This window comes from Leptospira abararensis (genome assembly GCF_016918735.1).
GTDB lineage: Bacteria > Spirochaetota > Leptospiria > Leptospirales > Leptospiraceae > Leptospira_A > Leptospira_A abararensis.
Window position 1 is genome coordinate 169,158 of the sequence record NZ_JAFFPR010000022.1, and the last position, 16,772, is coordinate 185,929.

General features: G+C 40.7%; 8 protein-coding genes. 3 read left to right on the forward strand and 5 right to left on the reverse strand.

Features of this window, described 5'->3' with window-relative positions; genetic code table 11:
- The first annotated feature begins 1 nt into the window (after window position 1).
- A complete protein-coding gene (locus tag JWG40_RS07235) occupies window positions 2-1,687 on the forward strand; it encodes a DUF2339 domain-containing protein (protein ID WP_205285159.1) in 1,686 nt (561 codons plus the stop codon).
- Complete coding sequence (locus JWG40_RS07240) at window positions 1,684-2,925, forward strand: hypothetical protein (protein ID WP_205285160.1); 1,242 nt, start codon at window positions 1,684-1,686, stop codon at window positions 2,923-2,925. Before JWG40_RS07235 ends, JWG40_RS07240 begins: the two co-directional genes overlap by 4 nt.
- Before the next feature lie 104 nt (window positions 2,926-3,029).
- Here JWG40_RS07240 and JWG40_RS07245 read toward each other — a convergent pair whose 3' ends face one another.
- Window positions 3,030-4,118, reverse strand: a complete 1,089-nt coding sequence (locus JWG40_RS07245) for an alkane 1-monooxygenase (protein ID WP_205285161.1) — start codon at window positions 4,116-4,118, stop codon at window positions 3,030-3,032.
- Between the two features lie 15 nt (window positions 4,119-4,133).
- Window positions 4,134-4,637 carry a TetR/AcrR family transcriptional regulator gene (locus JWG40_RS07250; RefSeq protein ID WP_205285162.1) on the reverse strand — a complete coding sequence of 168 codons (504 nt, stop codon included), beginning with the start codon at window positions 4,635-4,637 and terminating at the stop codon, window positions 4,134-4,136.
- A 390-nt stretch (window positions 4,638-5,027) separates the two neighbouring features.
- On the opposite strand from JWG40_RS07250, the gene JWG40_RS07255 reads away from it, so the two are divergent.
- Entirely contained in the window at window positions 5,028-5,477 is a 450-nt protein-coding gene (locus JWG40_RS07255; protein ID WP_205285163.1) for a DUF1499 domain-containing protein, read from the forward strand.
- A gap of 39 nt (window positions 5,478-5,516) precedes the next feature.
- Here JWG40_RS07255 and carB read toward each other — a convergent pair whose 3' ends face one another.
- Genes carB through JWG40_RS07270 form a run of 3 tightly spaced genes read right to left on the reverse strand, consistent with a single transcriptional unit; the run spans window position 5,517 to window position 16,759 of the window.
- Entirely contained in the window at window positions 5,517-8,837 is a 3,321-nt protein-coding gene (gene carB, locus JWG40_RS07260) for a carbamoyl-phosphate synthase large subunit (RefSeq protein WP_205285164.1), read from the reverse strand.
- A gap of 21 nt (window positions 8,838-8,858) precedes the next feature.
- Window positions 8,859-11,117 (reverse strand): sulfatase family protein, encoded by a 2,259-nt coding sequence (locus tag JWG40_RS07265; protein ID WP_205285235.1) that lies wholly within the window; start codon window positions 11,115-11,117, stop codon window positions 8,859-8,861.
- A gap of 41 nt (window positions 11,118-11,158) precedes the next feature.
- Window positions 11,159-16,759: an alpha-2-macroglobulin family protein gene (locus JWG40_RS07270; RefSeq protein ID WP_205285165.1), complete on the reverse strand. Its 5,601-nt coding sequence runs from the start codon at window positions 16,757-16,759 to the stop codon at window positions 11,159-11,161.
- Window positions 16,760-16,772 lie beyond the last annotated feature (13 nt).

Sequence of the window (16,772 nt, forward strand, 5' to 3'; positions counted from 1 at the left end):
CGTGGAAGAAAAAGAAACTAAAGAAATCCTCTCAAGGATTCAATCGATGGAGAGGGAACTCTCTTTTTTAAAAGAAAGAGTTTTGTCTCTCGTAAGTCCCGAAACTCCGAAACAGCCAACTCCCTCTGTTTCCAAACCACTCCCTACAGAAATCCACCAAACAGAAGTTCTATTAAATGATGGACCCAATTGGTTTGTACAATGGATCGGTGAAAACTTATTTGTAAAACTCGGAGTGTTTTCCCTTCTACTTGCATCCATTTGGTTTTTCTATTTAGCCATTGAAGAGTATTGGATCAATGAATCTGTTCGCATTTGGATTGGACTTGTTTCGGCGATTCCCATTCTACTCTATGGATACCGTGTCAGAAATACAAGGCCTTACCTTTCCCCAAGTCTTATGGGACTCGGGATAGCTGTCCTTTTTTCTGCCTATTATTCTGGGTATTTGTGGTATGATTTGTATTCTACAGAAACCTGTTTTGTTGGCCTACTCATCCTTAGTTTGACTGCTGTGGCCATTGCCCATGCAGAGAAAAGTGAAGTGTTATTTGGATTTGCCGCCCTTGGTGCCTTTTCTGTCCCGCTCCTACTTTCTACTGGTCAGAACTCATATCCATTTCTCTTCACATATTTACTTTTATGGAATGTTCTGTTCTTTTGGGTAAGAAAGGACACTGGTTGGAAAGTAATCCCGCTACTCCTCCTTGCGGCAAACCACCTAATATTTGTTGGTTGGGCCAATGATAATTTAGTAGATGCAAAACCTTTTTTCCCAATTGTTTTTCAAATGGGCGTTTTTGTTTTATTTTTGCTGAGAGAGTTTCAGACCTTAGAAACAACTAAATCTAAGGAACCAATTTTAACTCTAATAACCATTGGTTTTACCTTGGGTCTCGGATTTGTTCAATCCTTTTGGTCCTTCTCTGTATTTTACCCGATCGCAAAACCATTTTTACTCACGATGTTACTCATTCTTTTTTATGGATTGTATGAACGTTCTCTCAGACGAACCAAACTAAGTTTAGAGAAAAAAAGAATCTATGATTTGATTGGTTTATTCGGCCTTCCCTTTATCGTCAGTTTGATTGTGATTGGAACCACAGGAAAACTTTTGGCCTTTAGCCTTATCAGTTTTGCCTTCCTTGTCACCATTGCCTCCACCTATTCCAAACAACTTTATATGTACTGGGCGGCCTTCCCTGTTTGGTTTTTTGCCCTGTTTTATATCTTTGCATTTACCTATCGTTCTCAAAACGAAATCCCATTTCTCAATGGAAGGTTTTTAGTGTTTGCGACAGGGTCCGTGTATTTGGTTCTTTCTTATCTCTATAGCAGAAAGTTCTCTGAGTTCTCAAAAATCTTTTTGTATGCAGCTTATCCGTATTGGTTACTCGGAACCTTTGTAGAAATTTATCTTGGATTTCCGGAAGAGAAGAAGTTATTCCTCTACACACTCAGTTTGATTCTATATGGACTTGTGGCTCTCTCCGTCGGATTTGGAAAAAAGATCCAATCTTTACGCTATGTAGGGTTCGGATCTCTTGCTCTTGTCATCATCAAATTCTATCTTTATGATTTTTGGAATTTGAGTTTAGGATATCGAATTTTGGCAGGTTTATTCTTAGGTGTGACTCTTATCGTCACAGGAACATTATACAATCATTTCAAAAAGGAAACAAAATGAAGCTTAAATACTTACTCCCCATACTATTTTTTATTTCGATCACAACACAAGTATCAAGTCGTCCCCTTGCCGTTCAAAACTTTAAATACAAAAAAGATTTGAAGATTACAGGCAATCTTTCTCCGAACGGAGTTGTAAAGCTCATGTTAGATGAAGATATTTACAAACATTCTTTTTATGGAGACCTCCGCATCACACACAATGGAGAGATTGTTCCGTACCATATCCAGAATGCTGAAGAGATTTCCAAAAACACAGAAAAAGTAAAACCAGAACTTCTGTTTTCTAAAAAAGACGATTTAGAAATCTATGTATTGGAACTTCCGAAACTGCCGGAAGGAATGAACTACACAAAACTTTCGGTCTCCAGTGCCTATGACTATGAAACCTCCATCACTCTAAAGTTAGGTGACAACCCTGATAATTTTATCGATTCAAAAACAGTTTTTCTTTATAAATACGGAAGCCAATCATCGGGAGAAATTGATCTGGGAGGAACTAAACACCGGTTTCTTCGCTTGGAAGCAGAGCCAGGTTCTGATTTAAAATTCCCTACTGCACTTCGTGCTAAACAAAACAAAAACCTATACTATGAAAAATCTCATACTGTAACAAATCCCGTCCTTGCTGAAGACCATTGTCAATTTTTGTTTTCCAATGAATCACAATCAGCATTCCAAATTCTAAAACTACAATTCGAAGAAGGAAATTGGGAACGAAGGGTCACTGTGCGCGGAAAAATTGACAAAAAGGAATGGGATACTGTATTTGAAGGAACAGTCAGCCATAACAAATCGGAAGGTGTTTATACAGAAGTTCCTCTCTCAAGAACCATTAGTTCGGAATTCGAAATCCAAATTTACGATGGGGAAAATGAAACACTTCACCTAACTAACGTAATCACAGTGCAGCCACTAGAAGAACTCTACTTTTTTGCAAACGCGGACGGGGAAAAAGACGGATATTCACTCTATTATGGAAACCCTTACCAATGGCCCGCAAGTTTTGATTCTTACTCTTATCCTTCTGGTGATGAACTCAAAAATAGTGAGGTAAAATTAGGAACTCTACTTCCCGAATCAGAAAATCCCGATTTTAGTTTTAGTATCCTTTACCCACCCATTTCTGGTTATCTGGCGTCTGGATTCTTTTACTTAGGTGTTGCCGCTTTGTTATTTCTACTTTTTTCGATTCTAAGAACTAAACGTTCTGTTCTTTTAGAATCAGAATCTAAATAAACACACTTCCTACAGCTCACGAAGAATGTATTTCTTCGTGAGACTAAAAGAGGCGTTAGATTAGATACCCTCGTTTTTAAAGATACTAACTACCGAACGGATAATCACTTTGTGGATTGTTTCTTTTCCCAAGATTCCAAAATGGGATTCATCATCGAAAACCATAGAGGAGGAAAAAGGGCGATGAGAATCATCACTTCATAACCAAAGGGCAATTGAGGCGCTTCATCAAAATGACGAAGGGCTTGGTAACGTCTCCCTGCATTGGCGTGATGGTCGGAATGCCTTTGTAATTGAAACAGAAGAGCATTGGATACAAAGTAATTTTGATTCCAAGAATGGATGGGTAATACCTTTTCAAACTTACCACTTGAAACTTCGTTTCGTTTCAAACCATAGTGTTCGATATAATTTGTTAGTTCCAAAAGGGAAAAGGCAACAAAGGATTGTAAAAGTAAAAATCCGAGAATATCCAAACGAATTCCTCGCGAACCACTAAAATAACTTCCGAGTAGAACAAGGCTCGTTAGAAAAACAATCGTAACGACCGTATACCAAATCATTTCATTGCGATAATGCCAAGGTTTTAGTTCCAGTTTAGACAAACGTTTTTTTTCCAATTCCCAAGCAGATTTGTAAGCACCAAACACCGTCTGAGGATAAAATCGATAAAAAGATTGGTTCTTTTGGGAGGAGGCAGGATCGTTCGGTGTCGAAACATTTGTATGGTGGCCCCGGTTATGTTCTATATAAAAATGCATATAACAAACAGTCATATAAATCACTTTCGAAAGGAATTGTTCATAACGAGTATTTTTATGCCCCAGTTCATGGCCAACAGTGATTCCAATCCCACCTGTTACGATTCCCACAGCGAATGCAAATAATAGAAACTCTGTAGTGGTGTGAGGGAATAAAGCGATTCGATATACAGACCAAATTACAAACGTTAGCTGAACAAAAGCCCAGGTTTTTGTCAGATATCGAAAATAAGAATCATTTTGTAATTCTAAAAAATTGGTATCGGTTGGATTGGAAGTATCTCTCCCAAGAAATAAATCAAGGACTGGCAAAATGAGAAAGACTGTGATAGGGACAATCAAATAAGAAAGTCCCCCCATTCCTTCCGCAAAAACTGCCAAAATCGGCAAAAGATAACAAAGTAAAAAGCTAAGTCGTTTGGTGAGAGTCATAAACTCACCTCCTTATTATTCTTTGCTTTGAAACAATACCTTCAAGTTCTCCAAACCTTCAAAAAGGGCAGGCCAACCTGTTTCTTCCGTTGCTTTGTTTTTCAAAAACAAAGCTCCCAGAAAAAAAGATAAAAAAGCCTTTCCACTCATAACGCTGGCATCTGCAGGAAAAAATCGGTCCAAAGCCGTTCGGTATGAAGTAAAGGAATCCTCAACGAGTTGTGTCAGTTCTGTAGAGTCACTGAGTTGTCTTTTCACATCCACTGCGAGTAACATCAGGTTCATAAAATGGACCTCTCGTGAAGCAACAAAGTTCATAATGTCCGCTAACCCTGAATGATTTTCGGAAAGCTCAGTAATCTCTTTTGCGTCAGTCGCAACCACTTGCCTTACCATAGAGGCAAAGAGAATCTCTTTCGTTGGAAAGTAATGATAAAGAGTACCCGTTGAAACTCCGAGCTCTTTAGACAACTCACGCATCGAAACGGAAGACACTCCTTTAGCTACAAAAATAGGCATACACTTTGTCAAAAGCTCCGCCCGATAAAGATCGTGATCGACTATCTTTGGCATCTGAGGAAATCTCGCTTTATATCGAACGATTGTTTTAAATAAATACTTTTACCACAGTTTGTCCATCTTTTTTTCCTAGCTGCAATAGATTCCCATTTTTTCCGATTAATTTCCATAAAATCCTGGTCCTTCCCCTAGCCCATCCCCCCAATTCCAATCGGATTAGGGGGAATAGGCACAAGTACGAAGCGCGGATGGGAAAATTCAAGCGAGAAAAGGGGCCAAAAACCCCGAGACCCACTAAAGCGGAGATGTAAAAGGGAAAGCTGTTCGATTTTTGACATAGAGGCTCACCGGAACCGTCGAATAGATTGAAACTAAAAAGATAGGTATCCAATGAATCCTAAAATCCATACCCTCCTCGGAACAACACTCCTCGCGTTGTTTTTCAACTGTACGGGAACCAGGCCAGACTCTCTAGGAATCAAATCAGAGAGATTGGCCGAATGTCCAGAGACACCGAACTGCGTCAGCAGTTTTGCCAGTCCAACCGATAAAGAACATTATCGTAGCCCAGTGCCTTATAAAAAACCTTTAAAGGATGCCTATTTGGTTTTGAAGGGAAAGTTAGAAGTTTCTCCTCGAACAAAGATCATAGAGGAAAATCCGAATTACATTTATGCAGAGTTTACGTCTAGACTGATGAGGTACGTGGATGATGTGGAATTCTATTTCGATGAGAAAAATAAACTCCTTCACTTCCGATCAGCCTCGCGGTTGGGGAAATCGGATTTTGGAGTGAACAGAAATCGAATCGAATCGATTCTTAAGGATTTAGAAATCTAACAATCATCTGTTAAACTTTCTAAATCCTCGTTTCTTTAGTTAAACCTTTTTGTGATTTGCGTGAATTTCCTGCAGGGAATTCACAGAAAATCCTTTGTCCTTCATTTCCACCAAACCATGAATTAACGCCTTAGCCGCTTGTGCGGTAGTCAAACAAGGAACCTTATATTTAATGGCTGCTTGACGAATCGTAAATGCATTTTCACGAGTGACTCTTGACAAAGGAGTATTGATGATCAAATGGATTTTTTTCTCTTTGATATAATCAATCACGTTAGGGAAGTATCCATCGTAAATTTTGTTAATTTTACTAGATAGAATTCCGTTATCAGAAAGAAACTTATGGGTTCCTTCTGTTGCGATAATATTATAACCTAAGTTAGATAACGAACGAACCGATTCGAGTAATTCTTTCTTTGTTTTATCATTGATCGTTACAAAAACCGTTCCGTGTTTCGGTGGTTCTTCTCCCGCCATGATCTGTGCTTTGACAAAGGCTTCCCCTTTTGTCAGAGCAACACCCATCACTTCCCCAGTGGATCTCATTTCAGGGCCGAGGATTGTATCCACACCTGGGAATTTACTAAAAGGCAATACAGCTTCTTTCACCGTAATCATTGGTGCGGAAAAACGTTTTCCAAGTTTAAAGGATGCCAATGGTTCCCCTAACATCAATCGAACGGCAATTTTCACCACAGGAATTCCAATGGATTTTGCAACGAAAGGAACCGTTCTTGAAGCGCGTGGGTTTACTTCTAAGACGTATAGTGTTTCTTCTTTGATTGCATACTGAACGTTGATTAAACCCTTCACATCTAACTCTAAAGCCAAACGATAAGTTGCTTCTTCAATTTCTTGTAACATACGTTGCGAAATGTTCTGTGGCGGCAACACACAAGCAGAATCACCTGAGTGAATCCCTGCTTCTTCAATGTGTTCCATAATTCCAGCAATAAATACATCTTTTCCATCACAAAGTGCATCGACATCCACTTCCACAGCGTCTTGCAAAAAGGAATCCACAAGAAGAGGCCGATCTTCCGACACCTCTTCCGCTTCTTCCATGTATTTATCAAGTTCAGACTCTTCGTTGACTATAAGCATCGCCCTTCCTCCCAACACGTAGGAAGGTCTTACAAGAACTGGGTATCCGATTTTTCTCGCGATTTCTCGTGCTTTGTCTTTGGAGGCAGCAATTCCGTTGTCAGGTGATTTTAAATTGAGTTTTTCTAAAACTTCAGCAAACCGTTTTCTGTCTTCAGCACGGTCAATCGAATCAGGGCTTGTTCCCATAATGGGAACTCCTCTTTTTTCAAGTGCTTTTGCAAGTTTCAGAGGGGTTTGTCCACCTAACTGGACAATGACACCATCTGGTTTTTCTTTTTTGAAAATTGCCATTACATCTTCAAGGCTTAATGGTTCAAAATACAATCTATCCGAAGTATCATAATCGGTAGATACTGTTTCTGGATTGGAATTGACCATAATGGATTCCACTCCCGCTTCCTGTAAGGAAAAGGAGGCGTGACAACAACAATAATCAAACTCAATCCCTTGACCGATACGGTTGGGCCCACCACCAAGAATCATCACTTTCTTTTTGGATGTTACATCAGATTCATCTTCCTCATCATAAGAGGAATACATATAAGGAGTAAAGGCTTCAAATTCACCAGCACAAGTATCAATCCGTTTGTATACGGGGCGAATGTTCTTTTCTTCTAAGTATTTTTCAATAGACTCTTCTTCTTCACGAATAGTTTTTTCTACCTTGGCTTTGGTAATTTCAATGGCCGCACCACTGCGAACTTGCGCAAGAATTTGTTCTTCTTTGGTAAGGAAAGCAAGTTGGCGATTGGAAAAACCTGCCTTTTTCATTTCTTCAATGATGGCTTTTCCCTCTTTGCGAAACCTGTTTTCTAACTGGTATAATTCTTCAAACTGATAGAGAAACCAAGGATCAATTTTACAAATCTCAAAAATTTCCTCCACACTCATCCCAAAATCAAAAGCCATCTTTACATAAAAAATTCGTTTGTCAGTGGGACGTTTTACTTTCGCAGTAAGCCAAGTTTTTCTTTCTTCTTTTGGAATAGCTTCCCATTCTAAAAGTTCTTTTAGATATCCATCACTTCCAAAACCAAATCTGTCAGTTTCCAAAGAACGAAGTGCTTTTTGAAAACTTTCCTTGAAGTTACGACCAATAGCCATCGCTTCTCCCACAGCTTTCATCTGGACTCCCAAGGTAGGATCAGAGCCCGGAAATTTTTCAAATGCGAACCTTGGAATTTTGGTCACAACATAATCGATAGATGGTTCAAAACTTGCTGGAGTCACTCGAGTGATATCATTTTTAATCTCATCTAAAGTGTATCCGATGGATAAAAGAGCCGCAATTTTTGCAATTGGGAATCCTGTTGCCTTCGATGCCAATGCAGAAGATCTAGAAACACGTGGGTTCATTTCAATAACGATGACATCACCATTTTCAGGATTCACTGCAAACTGGATGTTCGAACCACCGGTTTCCACCCCGATTTCTCGAATGATATCAATGGACATATCACGAAGGCGTTGGTATTCTTTGTCGCTTAAAGTCTGTTGTGGAGCAACAGTAATGGAATCTCCCGTATGAACACCCATAGGATCTAAATTTTCAATAGAACAAATGATGACTACGTTATCTGCAAGATCTCTCATCACTTCCAACTCAAACTCTTTCCAACCCATCACAGATTCTTCAACTAATACCTGTGATATGGGAGATGCGGAAAGACCTTTTTGAGCAATTTCTTCAAACTCCGATTCTTCATAACAAGTGCCACCACCTGTTCCGCCCAAAGTAAAGGCAGGACGGATAATGATAGGAAATCCAATTTCATCTTTAGCTTTCCTGGCTGCGTCCATATCGGAGACCATAAAGGACTTTGCCACACGGATTCCAAGTTTTTCCATCGCTTGTTTGAACAGTTCCCTATCTTCCGCTTTACGAATGGCTTCTACTTTCGCTCCAATCAGCTCTACATTGTATTTTTCTAAAACACCTTCCTTATGAAGAGCTAAGGCTAAATTTAAAGCAGTTTGTCCACCTACTGTTGGTAAGATGGCATCTGGTTTTTCTTTTTTGATAATTTTTTCTAAAACAGGAACGGTGAGTGGTTCGATATAAGTAGCATCGGCAAGATCAGGATCCGTCATAATCGTTGCGGGATTTGAATTTACGAGGATGACTCGTATTCCTTTCTCCCGTAGAGCTTTGGTGGCCTGGGTTCCGGAGTAGTCAAATTCACATGCCTGCCCGATGACAATAGGTCCGGATCCGATGATCAAAATTGATTTTAAGTCGTTACGTTGCGGCATAGTTTCCTCTTTTTTCCTTATTTAATTTTCGTTAATCTCTGATATAGAACTTGGTATTAAATACTCTCCTGCAAGAGTTGCATCTTCCCACTGAATCACCGTTTTGTACAGAAGATCTTTCAATTTTGCTGCTTCGGGGTGATGGGGGAAAAGATTTCTCCTATTGAGCGGATCTTTTTTTCGATCATACAACTCAAAGACCACACCTTGACGTGTGGGAATATAAATTAATTTATAATTAGAATTTTGAATCGATCTATGTTTTGAAAAAGCGATGGTTTCCCTGTAAATAGGATCTGTGATCATAATCTGGTAGTCCTCTTCAGGAACCACTTGGTGGAGAGTTAAGATATTGGGATAAGGAATTCTTTGTTTTTGAAAGAAATGGTCACCCGTATCAGAAAACCAAATTCCCGTTTCCGCATAAACAGACCTCTCCTCTTCCCAATCGGTTTTTCCAAGGATCGGCAGTAGCGACTTCCCAGGAAACTTTGATTTGGTGGATATTCCAAAATATTCCATCAGGGTGGGATAGATATCTACACTGGATGTGATTCCAAAAAAATCGTGTTCTGTTTTTGTTTCTATGCCTGACTTGGGAAATTTAATCAGCAAAGGTACATGTGTTACTGCTTCCCCTCGAAGGTGTTCCCCATGCCCTTGTCCATGGACATCTTCATACAAAGCCTCGCCATGGTCTGCAGTGAGAATGATGATGGCTTCGTCATAAATCCCTCGAATCTTTAGTTCCGAAATAATTTCGCCAAATTCTGCATCGAATGCGTATACGGCACTAGCAAAGAGTCCACGAATTTGTTTAGTTTCCTCTGGATTGGGAACGGCCGAGTTTGTAGGATCTACAAACTTTAAATACTTATACTTCCCATAGTAGTCTGGATCTGTAAATGATTTGTAGTAAGGATAGGCCGGTGTGTATGGGAAATGAATGACACTAGAAAAGTAAGTTACCGAATAAGGTGAATCCCCTTCTCTTCTGACAATTGAACGAAAACGGTCAAGGATCCGACTACCATCTCCCCAAGTGGACAGTCCGTCCATTTCTTCTAAATACATTCCCCCGGAAAACCAAGAACCCGTTAGAAAAGGCAAAAGGAATAACTGTGATTCGGCTGTCCTTTGGACCGTCATAATCCGTGCATTAAAGTTCGGTGCGAGGACTTCATCAAATCCGAAGTTCGCGCGGGGAAAAATATCTGCGGCAAAACTGCCGACCGCATAACTTCTGTATCCTAAACCATGTAACATCTGTTGGATGGTAGGAAAAGAAGTCGATCCAATCCTTTGTTTTTCTTCTGGGGAGGGAAACATATCGCGGACCTTATGACTCATGGAATATTGTCCGGTCAATAGATCCGCCCAACTAGGGAAGGTGCGCGGAATGGTGGTATGGTGGTCGTGAAATACAAAACTATCATTGGAAAAGGAATCAATATTTGGTGTGATACTTTCACCACTAATTTTGAATCCGATCTTATCATAACGAAGAGAGTCAGCCGATAGAATAAAAATAGGAGGTTTGCCTTTTTCTTTCGAATGAGTGAGTGCCTCAATTTGATTCCAAATACTAGGTACTAAATAAATAAATACGAGTAGGAAAAGAATCAGTCCATAAGACTTGGTATGAATCCTTTGGTATTGTTTCCCTTGCCAAAAAAGAATCGCGAAGTAAAAAATTCCCACGAGATAATACCCAGAGGAATGAACAAGACCAAGGACAAACACATGAACAAGTGCAAAAAAACTTTCTTTGGATTTGTGAAGATAAATTTTCCAAAGGAGCAGTAATAAAAATCCGAATAGGAGAGAACCTAAAACCAAACTAAAGTAACCAGGACTTGTATGGTCGGTTAAAAAATACAAAAAGGAGGCAAAAGAAGGATACCGAAAGAAAAAGAACTCACCATAAATTTGTGGGAAACTAACCATCGAATGGCAAAGGGCCAAACATTCTATGACGAGAACTGAAAGTGATAAAACATACCAAGAAACTTCTCTTCGGTTTAGAAAATGATAAACCAAGTAAACGAGAGAAAAGAGCGCGAGGTGCAAAAAGAGAGAAACCGAAAAAACTTTGAAGGTAGTAGAGAGATAAACCCCAAAAAAGGCACCTAAGTATTGTTTAAGGAAGTCACCTACATCGACTCCCATAATGGTAAAACTTGTATTAAAGATTAAAAAAAATAGATAAAAAAAAACCGTAAACCAAAGGGAGATTTTTAGGATTCGGATTGGGAAAAGAGGGGCTTGGTTCGGACCCATTAGAGTCATCATTCCAGAACCCCCGATTCCGTAAACTTTTCCTAGTCCCCGTTCCCCGAAATCCTAACAGTTTCATTCGGCCATTCTGCATGCGTTTCGGGAGAATACATGGCCTCGACCCGAGTGGCTGGCATTTGGAAATTCCCTGAATGGTTCAACCGAAAGCTATGCTCCAAAGTATGCGTCCCCTTAGGCAAATATTCAAAATACGCTCTGTACTGGGAGAGGGTCTTTTCTTCAAAACTCAAATAATAAGAGGTATCACCCACCTTTCCCTCCTGCGTGATGATTGACTCCCGACCAAAACCCCTTCCCAGAGGGAGGGATCCCGGCGGAATCGGATCTTCTACCACCACCCAAGTTTTATCTGAGTCCGCTTGGATCTCGATAGTCACTCGAACCGTATCACCTTTCGAAAGGATTCCTGGTTTTGCCACTTGGATCGGCTCAAAAGTTCGTTTCAACCGGTATCCACTAGAGATGGGAGCCTTTAAAGGAAGGATCGAATTCACAGACCACTCCACCCAAGGTTTTCCTTTTCCCTCGTAACTAACAGAGACAGATTCCGGCGTGGTTCCAATGGTCTGTGTTACCGTTTGTTTTCCGTTAGGTTCTAAACTTAACGTTTCTTTTGCCGATTGGATTTTTAATTTGCCACCTGTGACTTTTTCTGATTCTAAAAGTTTACTCACTCGGTCAAAAACCAAAATAGAATACGCATTGCCGAGGGTGGTATCATAACTTCCCCGTTTTTGCATTTTGACAAACCCTTTGATGAGGCGTGGCATATCTTTTTTATAACTTGGTTCTGCAAATGCCCAAAGTAAAAGTTTCGCCATGGTATAATCACGGCTTCCCAAAATCCACCAAGGGTTGGTAAATCCTGAATCAGCAACTACAAGTTCAGAACCTTGGATATTGAGTCTTGAGCGCAGAGAGCTTGTCAGGCGAGATTTCACAGAATTATCTCCCCCATTCACTCTCCCCCAAATCTCCGCAAGGTCAATGAGAGATGCTGTCGGTAAAAATTCAATTCCGTCAAAAATAGGACGCACCTGTTCCCACTCATAAGTTTGGTACCTAGTCAATGCTTCCCAAACAATGATCTTTCGAACTACAGTGTCCGCCCCAAATTTATAACGCTCCCCACTCACACGACCTTCCAAATACCCTTGGAGTCCTGCCATCATTCGTACCAAAGAATCCTCGGGAATTTTTTGGTTTGTGAGACTTGCCGATGCCAACACATAAGCGGTCAAAATTTCACTTCCATGTTCCATACGAGCGAAGTATTTCACAAGCCCATCATAATCCAAAAAGGAATTTAAGTCGCTGAATACATCACTCCACATGGCTTCCGATTTGAGACCTATGGCTTTGGAAACACGTTGTTCCATACAATAGTAAGGATAGTTTTGAAAGTAGGTTTGGATTCCGCTAAGGCTTGTAAGAATGGTAGGAGAGGCTTTCCAAACCATCTTACCAGAGTTTGGTTTAGATCCCTCTGGCACTTGCACCGATTCTTTGATGGGAGATTCATACAAAAAGAGTCCCGCTTGGTAGACCCTTTCTGAATCGACAGGTAAAACTTTTTGTTCTACTGACATTTGATCTAGAACGGTTCCGTTGGGTGCAGATACTTCTAGATAAAACTTCCGTTTGGTGGTGTTTTCAGGAACCGTTAAATCCCAAAAAACAACTTTGGTTTCCCCTGAACCCAAAATAGCTGATTTTGTTTCTAACTCTTCTTTTACATCCGTTCCATTCTTTAAATCCGTCACAGAAAGACGCAAACGAAGTTGTTCCTTTGTTTCGCCGGCATTCCTTAGGGTCACTTCATGGCGAAGAGTATCACCTAACCGAACCACAGGCGGAATTCCAGAAAAGGATTGGATTTTCTGTGTCGTTTGGATTTTGGCAAACCCGGTTCCAAATTCTTTGGCTCCCGAAGTGGCAACGGCTACAATTCGAAAACTGGTAAGGGAATCATTCAAAGGAAAACTAAATTTTAATTTTCCATCCTTTCCCACGATGGCTTTTCCTTTCCAATAGAGTAAGGTATCAAAGAGAGAACGAGTGGATTGTTTTCCGCCCCCGCCCCCTTCTGGTTTTGCCTTTAGGCCAAAATGTCTTTTTCCAATGATTTGTGACTGAGCTGTGGAGGTTCCGACCAAATGAGGCCTTGTTCCCATCATCACATCAAGTAGGTTCCAGGTAGGGTTCGGTGAAAGTTCGAGGAGTGCTTCGTCCACAACAGCGAGTGTGACCTCCGTGGATTCTATTGGAAGTTTTCCATCGGAGGTTTTGATCTCTAGTTCTACGTTGGCAGTTTCTCTTACTTGGTAAAGTTTTTTCTCTGGGCTCACTGCAACGGACAGAGTGTACGGTTTAGAACCGACCTTTAACATGGTTAGGCCAAATCGGTATCCCGGTTTTGCTAAATCCACAAGCCCCGTGGGTTTTGGTTCTCCCACCCGACCGCGCACAAGAAATACCGATACATATACGTTAGGTGCATAATCCTTTTTGATAGGAATGGAGATCACAGGATCTTTTCCTGAGACTGGTGTCACAAAATAATCCAAAACCCCTTCCCGTTCTAAACTCACAAGAGCTGTCGCTTCCCGAAATGGTGAGCGAATTTGTACTTTGATTGTCTCTCCTACTTCAACAGAACGTTTTTCCGGAAGGATGTCCATACGGTTGTGATCACTTACATCAAACCAAGCTTCTTGTTTGGAACTCACCCAAACACTGTATCCAGAACTTGTAAGATTTCCTTCTGAATCTTTGGTTTCTGCAAGAAATACAATATCACCCACACCAGGTGATTTTCCTTCGCAAATCAAAATCCCTTTAGAATCTGTTTTTCCTTCACAGAATTCTCCAAGTTTTGTGACTTCTTCATAATGTTCGTAGGCATAAAATCCACCCACAAGACGTTTGCGGTTGGAATAAAATTCTCTTTTGTAGGCTGTGACTTTTATTTTTTGCGAACCAAGTGCTTTGTCCTTCGAATCCAGAGCCACTAACTGAAGTTTGACGTTTTCTTCTGTAAACAACCAACCATCCGGTAAAATTCCCAAATGCACTTCCGCGGGAGAAACAGGAAAACTTCTAGATACGGTTTGAATTTCTCCGGAAGGATCGGAATATTCCATTTCCACTTGGAAACTTCCATAACCTGAAACGGGTTTTAATCCACTAAACGTATATTGTAAAAAACCCTTATCATCCGTTTTTAAAGCTGTCGAAAGAATTGCCGGTTTTGTTTCCTCTGCTTCTTCTTCCTCATACCCACTGGCCTTCCACTTTCCTTCTCTCATTATTTCTGGAGAGAAAGAAAAAGCGGAGTATTCTTCTTTCGGAGTGTAATGGCTTGCCACCACTTGGGAACGAATTTTGACGGGAAAACTTCCGGCACCTCCCCCGGATAGGTATTCGAGGCCAAATAAAACTTTAGATTCTTTCGGAGAGACTAACTCTTGTTTACTGCCTACAAGTTGGATATTTCCTTTCACTACGGGAAGACGGAATTCTTCCACTCGAAACTGTGCGACCGTTTCCCCATAACTCGAGTCATCATTTGAATAAGGATAATATACGATATACACCCCATGTTTAGCGGTTTTGGGAATTTTAAATTCTGATTCAGAATGTCCAGGAAACGACCAAACCAAAGGCAATGGATAGGCCTCGCCCGAACCTTCGTGTTTGATGATGACTTGCGATGGATAGTCTTTGGGTTCTGCGGGCATAAGGCCTTTATTTCCGAAACCACGCCGAACATGTTTTAGGTGGACTGTTTCCCCTTTTTTAAATAAGGTTCTGTCAAGAACGATGGATTTTATCTCTTTAGAAGAACCGAGAGTTGTATTTGGTAATTGGTAACGCCAACTTTCGATCCCTTTGTCCCAGGTGCTTGAGGTAAAACTGATATCATCATTTTTTTGAACAAAGATGGTAAGTCCAGAACCTAACTCATGATAACCACAGTAGGGAACCTCTTGGAAACTTAAATTTCCAAAGAGCATACTCCCGTCTTTACCCGTGATCCCCGCTCCTCGTAGATTTCCCTTACAATCCAAAATTTTAATTTGGACTCCTGCTTCGGGTAGTCCTTGGTCAAGGTTTGTCACCCAAACAAGACTTGTATCTTTACCCCATTTGAAATGGGCGGAGAGGTTTGTAACAAGAGCTGCACTCGAAACATACATCTTACCCTTTTTTTCAAGAAGGCTGTTCCCTAAAATTTCACTAGCAAGTTCTACCACATAAAACCCAGGAGTTTCGAGAGGTATCCCTACTACTTCCATTGGTTTTTTCCCATTAGGTTTCGGAAGAGAAAAAGAGGTGATACTCGTGTTTGCTGGTGGATTTTGAAATACAGATTGTTCGCGTTCTCTTGACGAAAGGATTTGGAACCATTTTTGGATCTCCAAAATATCCATAGTCTTTTGGCTTTTACCACCTACCCCGAGAGAAATCGATTTCATGGGAAGATTGGCTTCTAAATTACGAACTGTGACTGGTAACGCTGGTTTAACTTTCGATTCTAAAATTCCAAATTTGGCTCCGAACTTAGCAAGGGGTGGGAACTCATCCGTTTTAAATTTTAAAGGGAAGGACGCTTGGTTCGACAAACTTCTGTTTGTATCATCTTCTAACTCTGGAATCCGAATTTCAAATTCGCTGTTTTCGGGAAAGGGTCCAGGAAAACTCACCCATTCATAAAATTCGTTTCCCTTTTCCGCCATTGGAGACTGTGGGTATTCCTTTCCGTCTTTAGAGACTAATTTGATTTTTTGTAATAAGGAACGAGAGACCGCCGAACTAAAAGAAAGCGAAACAGGGAGGATAGGAATACAATCTGCTTTTGCATTTACACGCTCACAAGTAAACCGGACAGAAAATACAGGTCGCACCGTAAAAGACAAAACTTCATCCTCTCGGATCTCCCCACCCCAAATGGATTTTGTTCCCTTACCGAGTACCAATTGGATTTGCCTTTCCGGTAAAAAAGTTTGTTTGGATTTGATAAGAACTGTTTCTTCCCTATCAGTATCTCCTGTCGACTTTAAGATCGCTTTTCTTTCCGACCCAGTGACAAGGACAATGGGGATCCGGTTGCCTAATTCTTCCGAACGAAAGTAAGTGTATTTCTGAAAAGATGCGAGATCCGGTTTTGCATCTAAGTGCAAAACAAAAATTTGATCTTCGGTGATGGAAGATCCTTGGTAAGGAGAAGAATATTGGACAGAAGGCCCACCGGTATGGAAAGAAAAGTTTCGTTCCCCTTGGACCTGCTCCCCACTCAAAGTTTTGGTTCCCTCTTTCAATTGGAAGGAACAGTCCACCCCACCTGGAAGTTCTTTTTCAAATTCATAAACCCAGGTCGTTGAATCAAGAAACCGGCTTGTTCCTGGCAAGGGACACTTAATTTGAAAAATATCGACTTTGGGTCGGATGTCCCCGAGAGAAACTATGGGTTTTGTGAACCGAACGGTCACTTGTTTGGGTTGTTTGACAAATCCACTCGGAGTGAAAAATTCTATTGTCGCAGGAAGGGATTGGGAGTCATCTGAACGAACCAAAAATAAGGAAAGGAAGAGGAATAGAAAAAGCCAGCGCTTTGCAAACATGAAGAGAATTTAG

What these genes read in the sequence shown, in the direction of transcription:
- JWG40_RS07240 (WP_205285160.1), top strand. Translation starts at nt 1,684, where the DNA reads ATGAAGCTTAAATACTTACTCCCCATACTATTTTTTATTTCGATCACA.
- JWG40_RS07245 (WP_205285161.1), bottom strand. Translation starts at nt 4,118, where the DNA reads ATGACTCTCACCAAACGACTTAGCTTTTTACTTTGTTATCTTTTGCCG.
- JWG40_RS07250 (WP_205285162.1), bottom strand. Translation starts at nt 4,637, where the DNA reads ATGCCTATTTTTGTAGCTAAAGGAGTGTCTTCCGTTTCGATGCGTGAG.
- JWG40_RS07255 (WP_205285163.1), top strand. Translation starts at nt 5,028, where the DNA reads ATGAATCCTAAAATCCATACCCTCCTCGGAACAACACTCCTCGCGTTG.
- carB (WP_205285164.1), bottom strand. Translation starts at nt 8,837, where the DNA reads ATGCCGCAACGTAACGACTTAAAATCAATTTTGATCATCGGATCCGGA.
- JWG40_RS07265 (WP_205285235.1), bottom strand. Translation starts at nt 11,117, where the DNA reads ATGGGTCCGAACCAAGCCCCTCTTTTCCCAATCCGAATCCTAAAAATC.
- JWG40_RS07270 (WP_205285165.1), bottom strand. Translation starts at nt 16,759, where the DNA reads ATGTTTGCAAAGCGCTGGCTTTTTCTATTCCTCTTCCTTTCCTTATTT.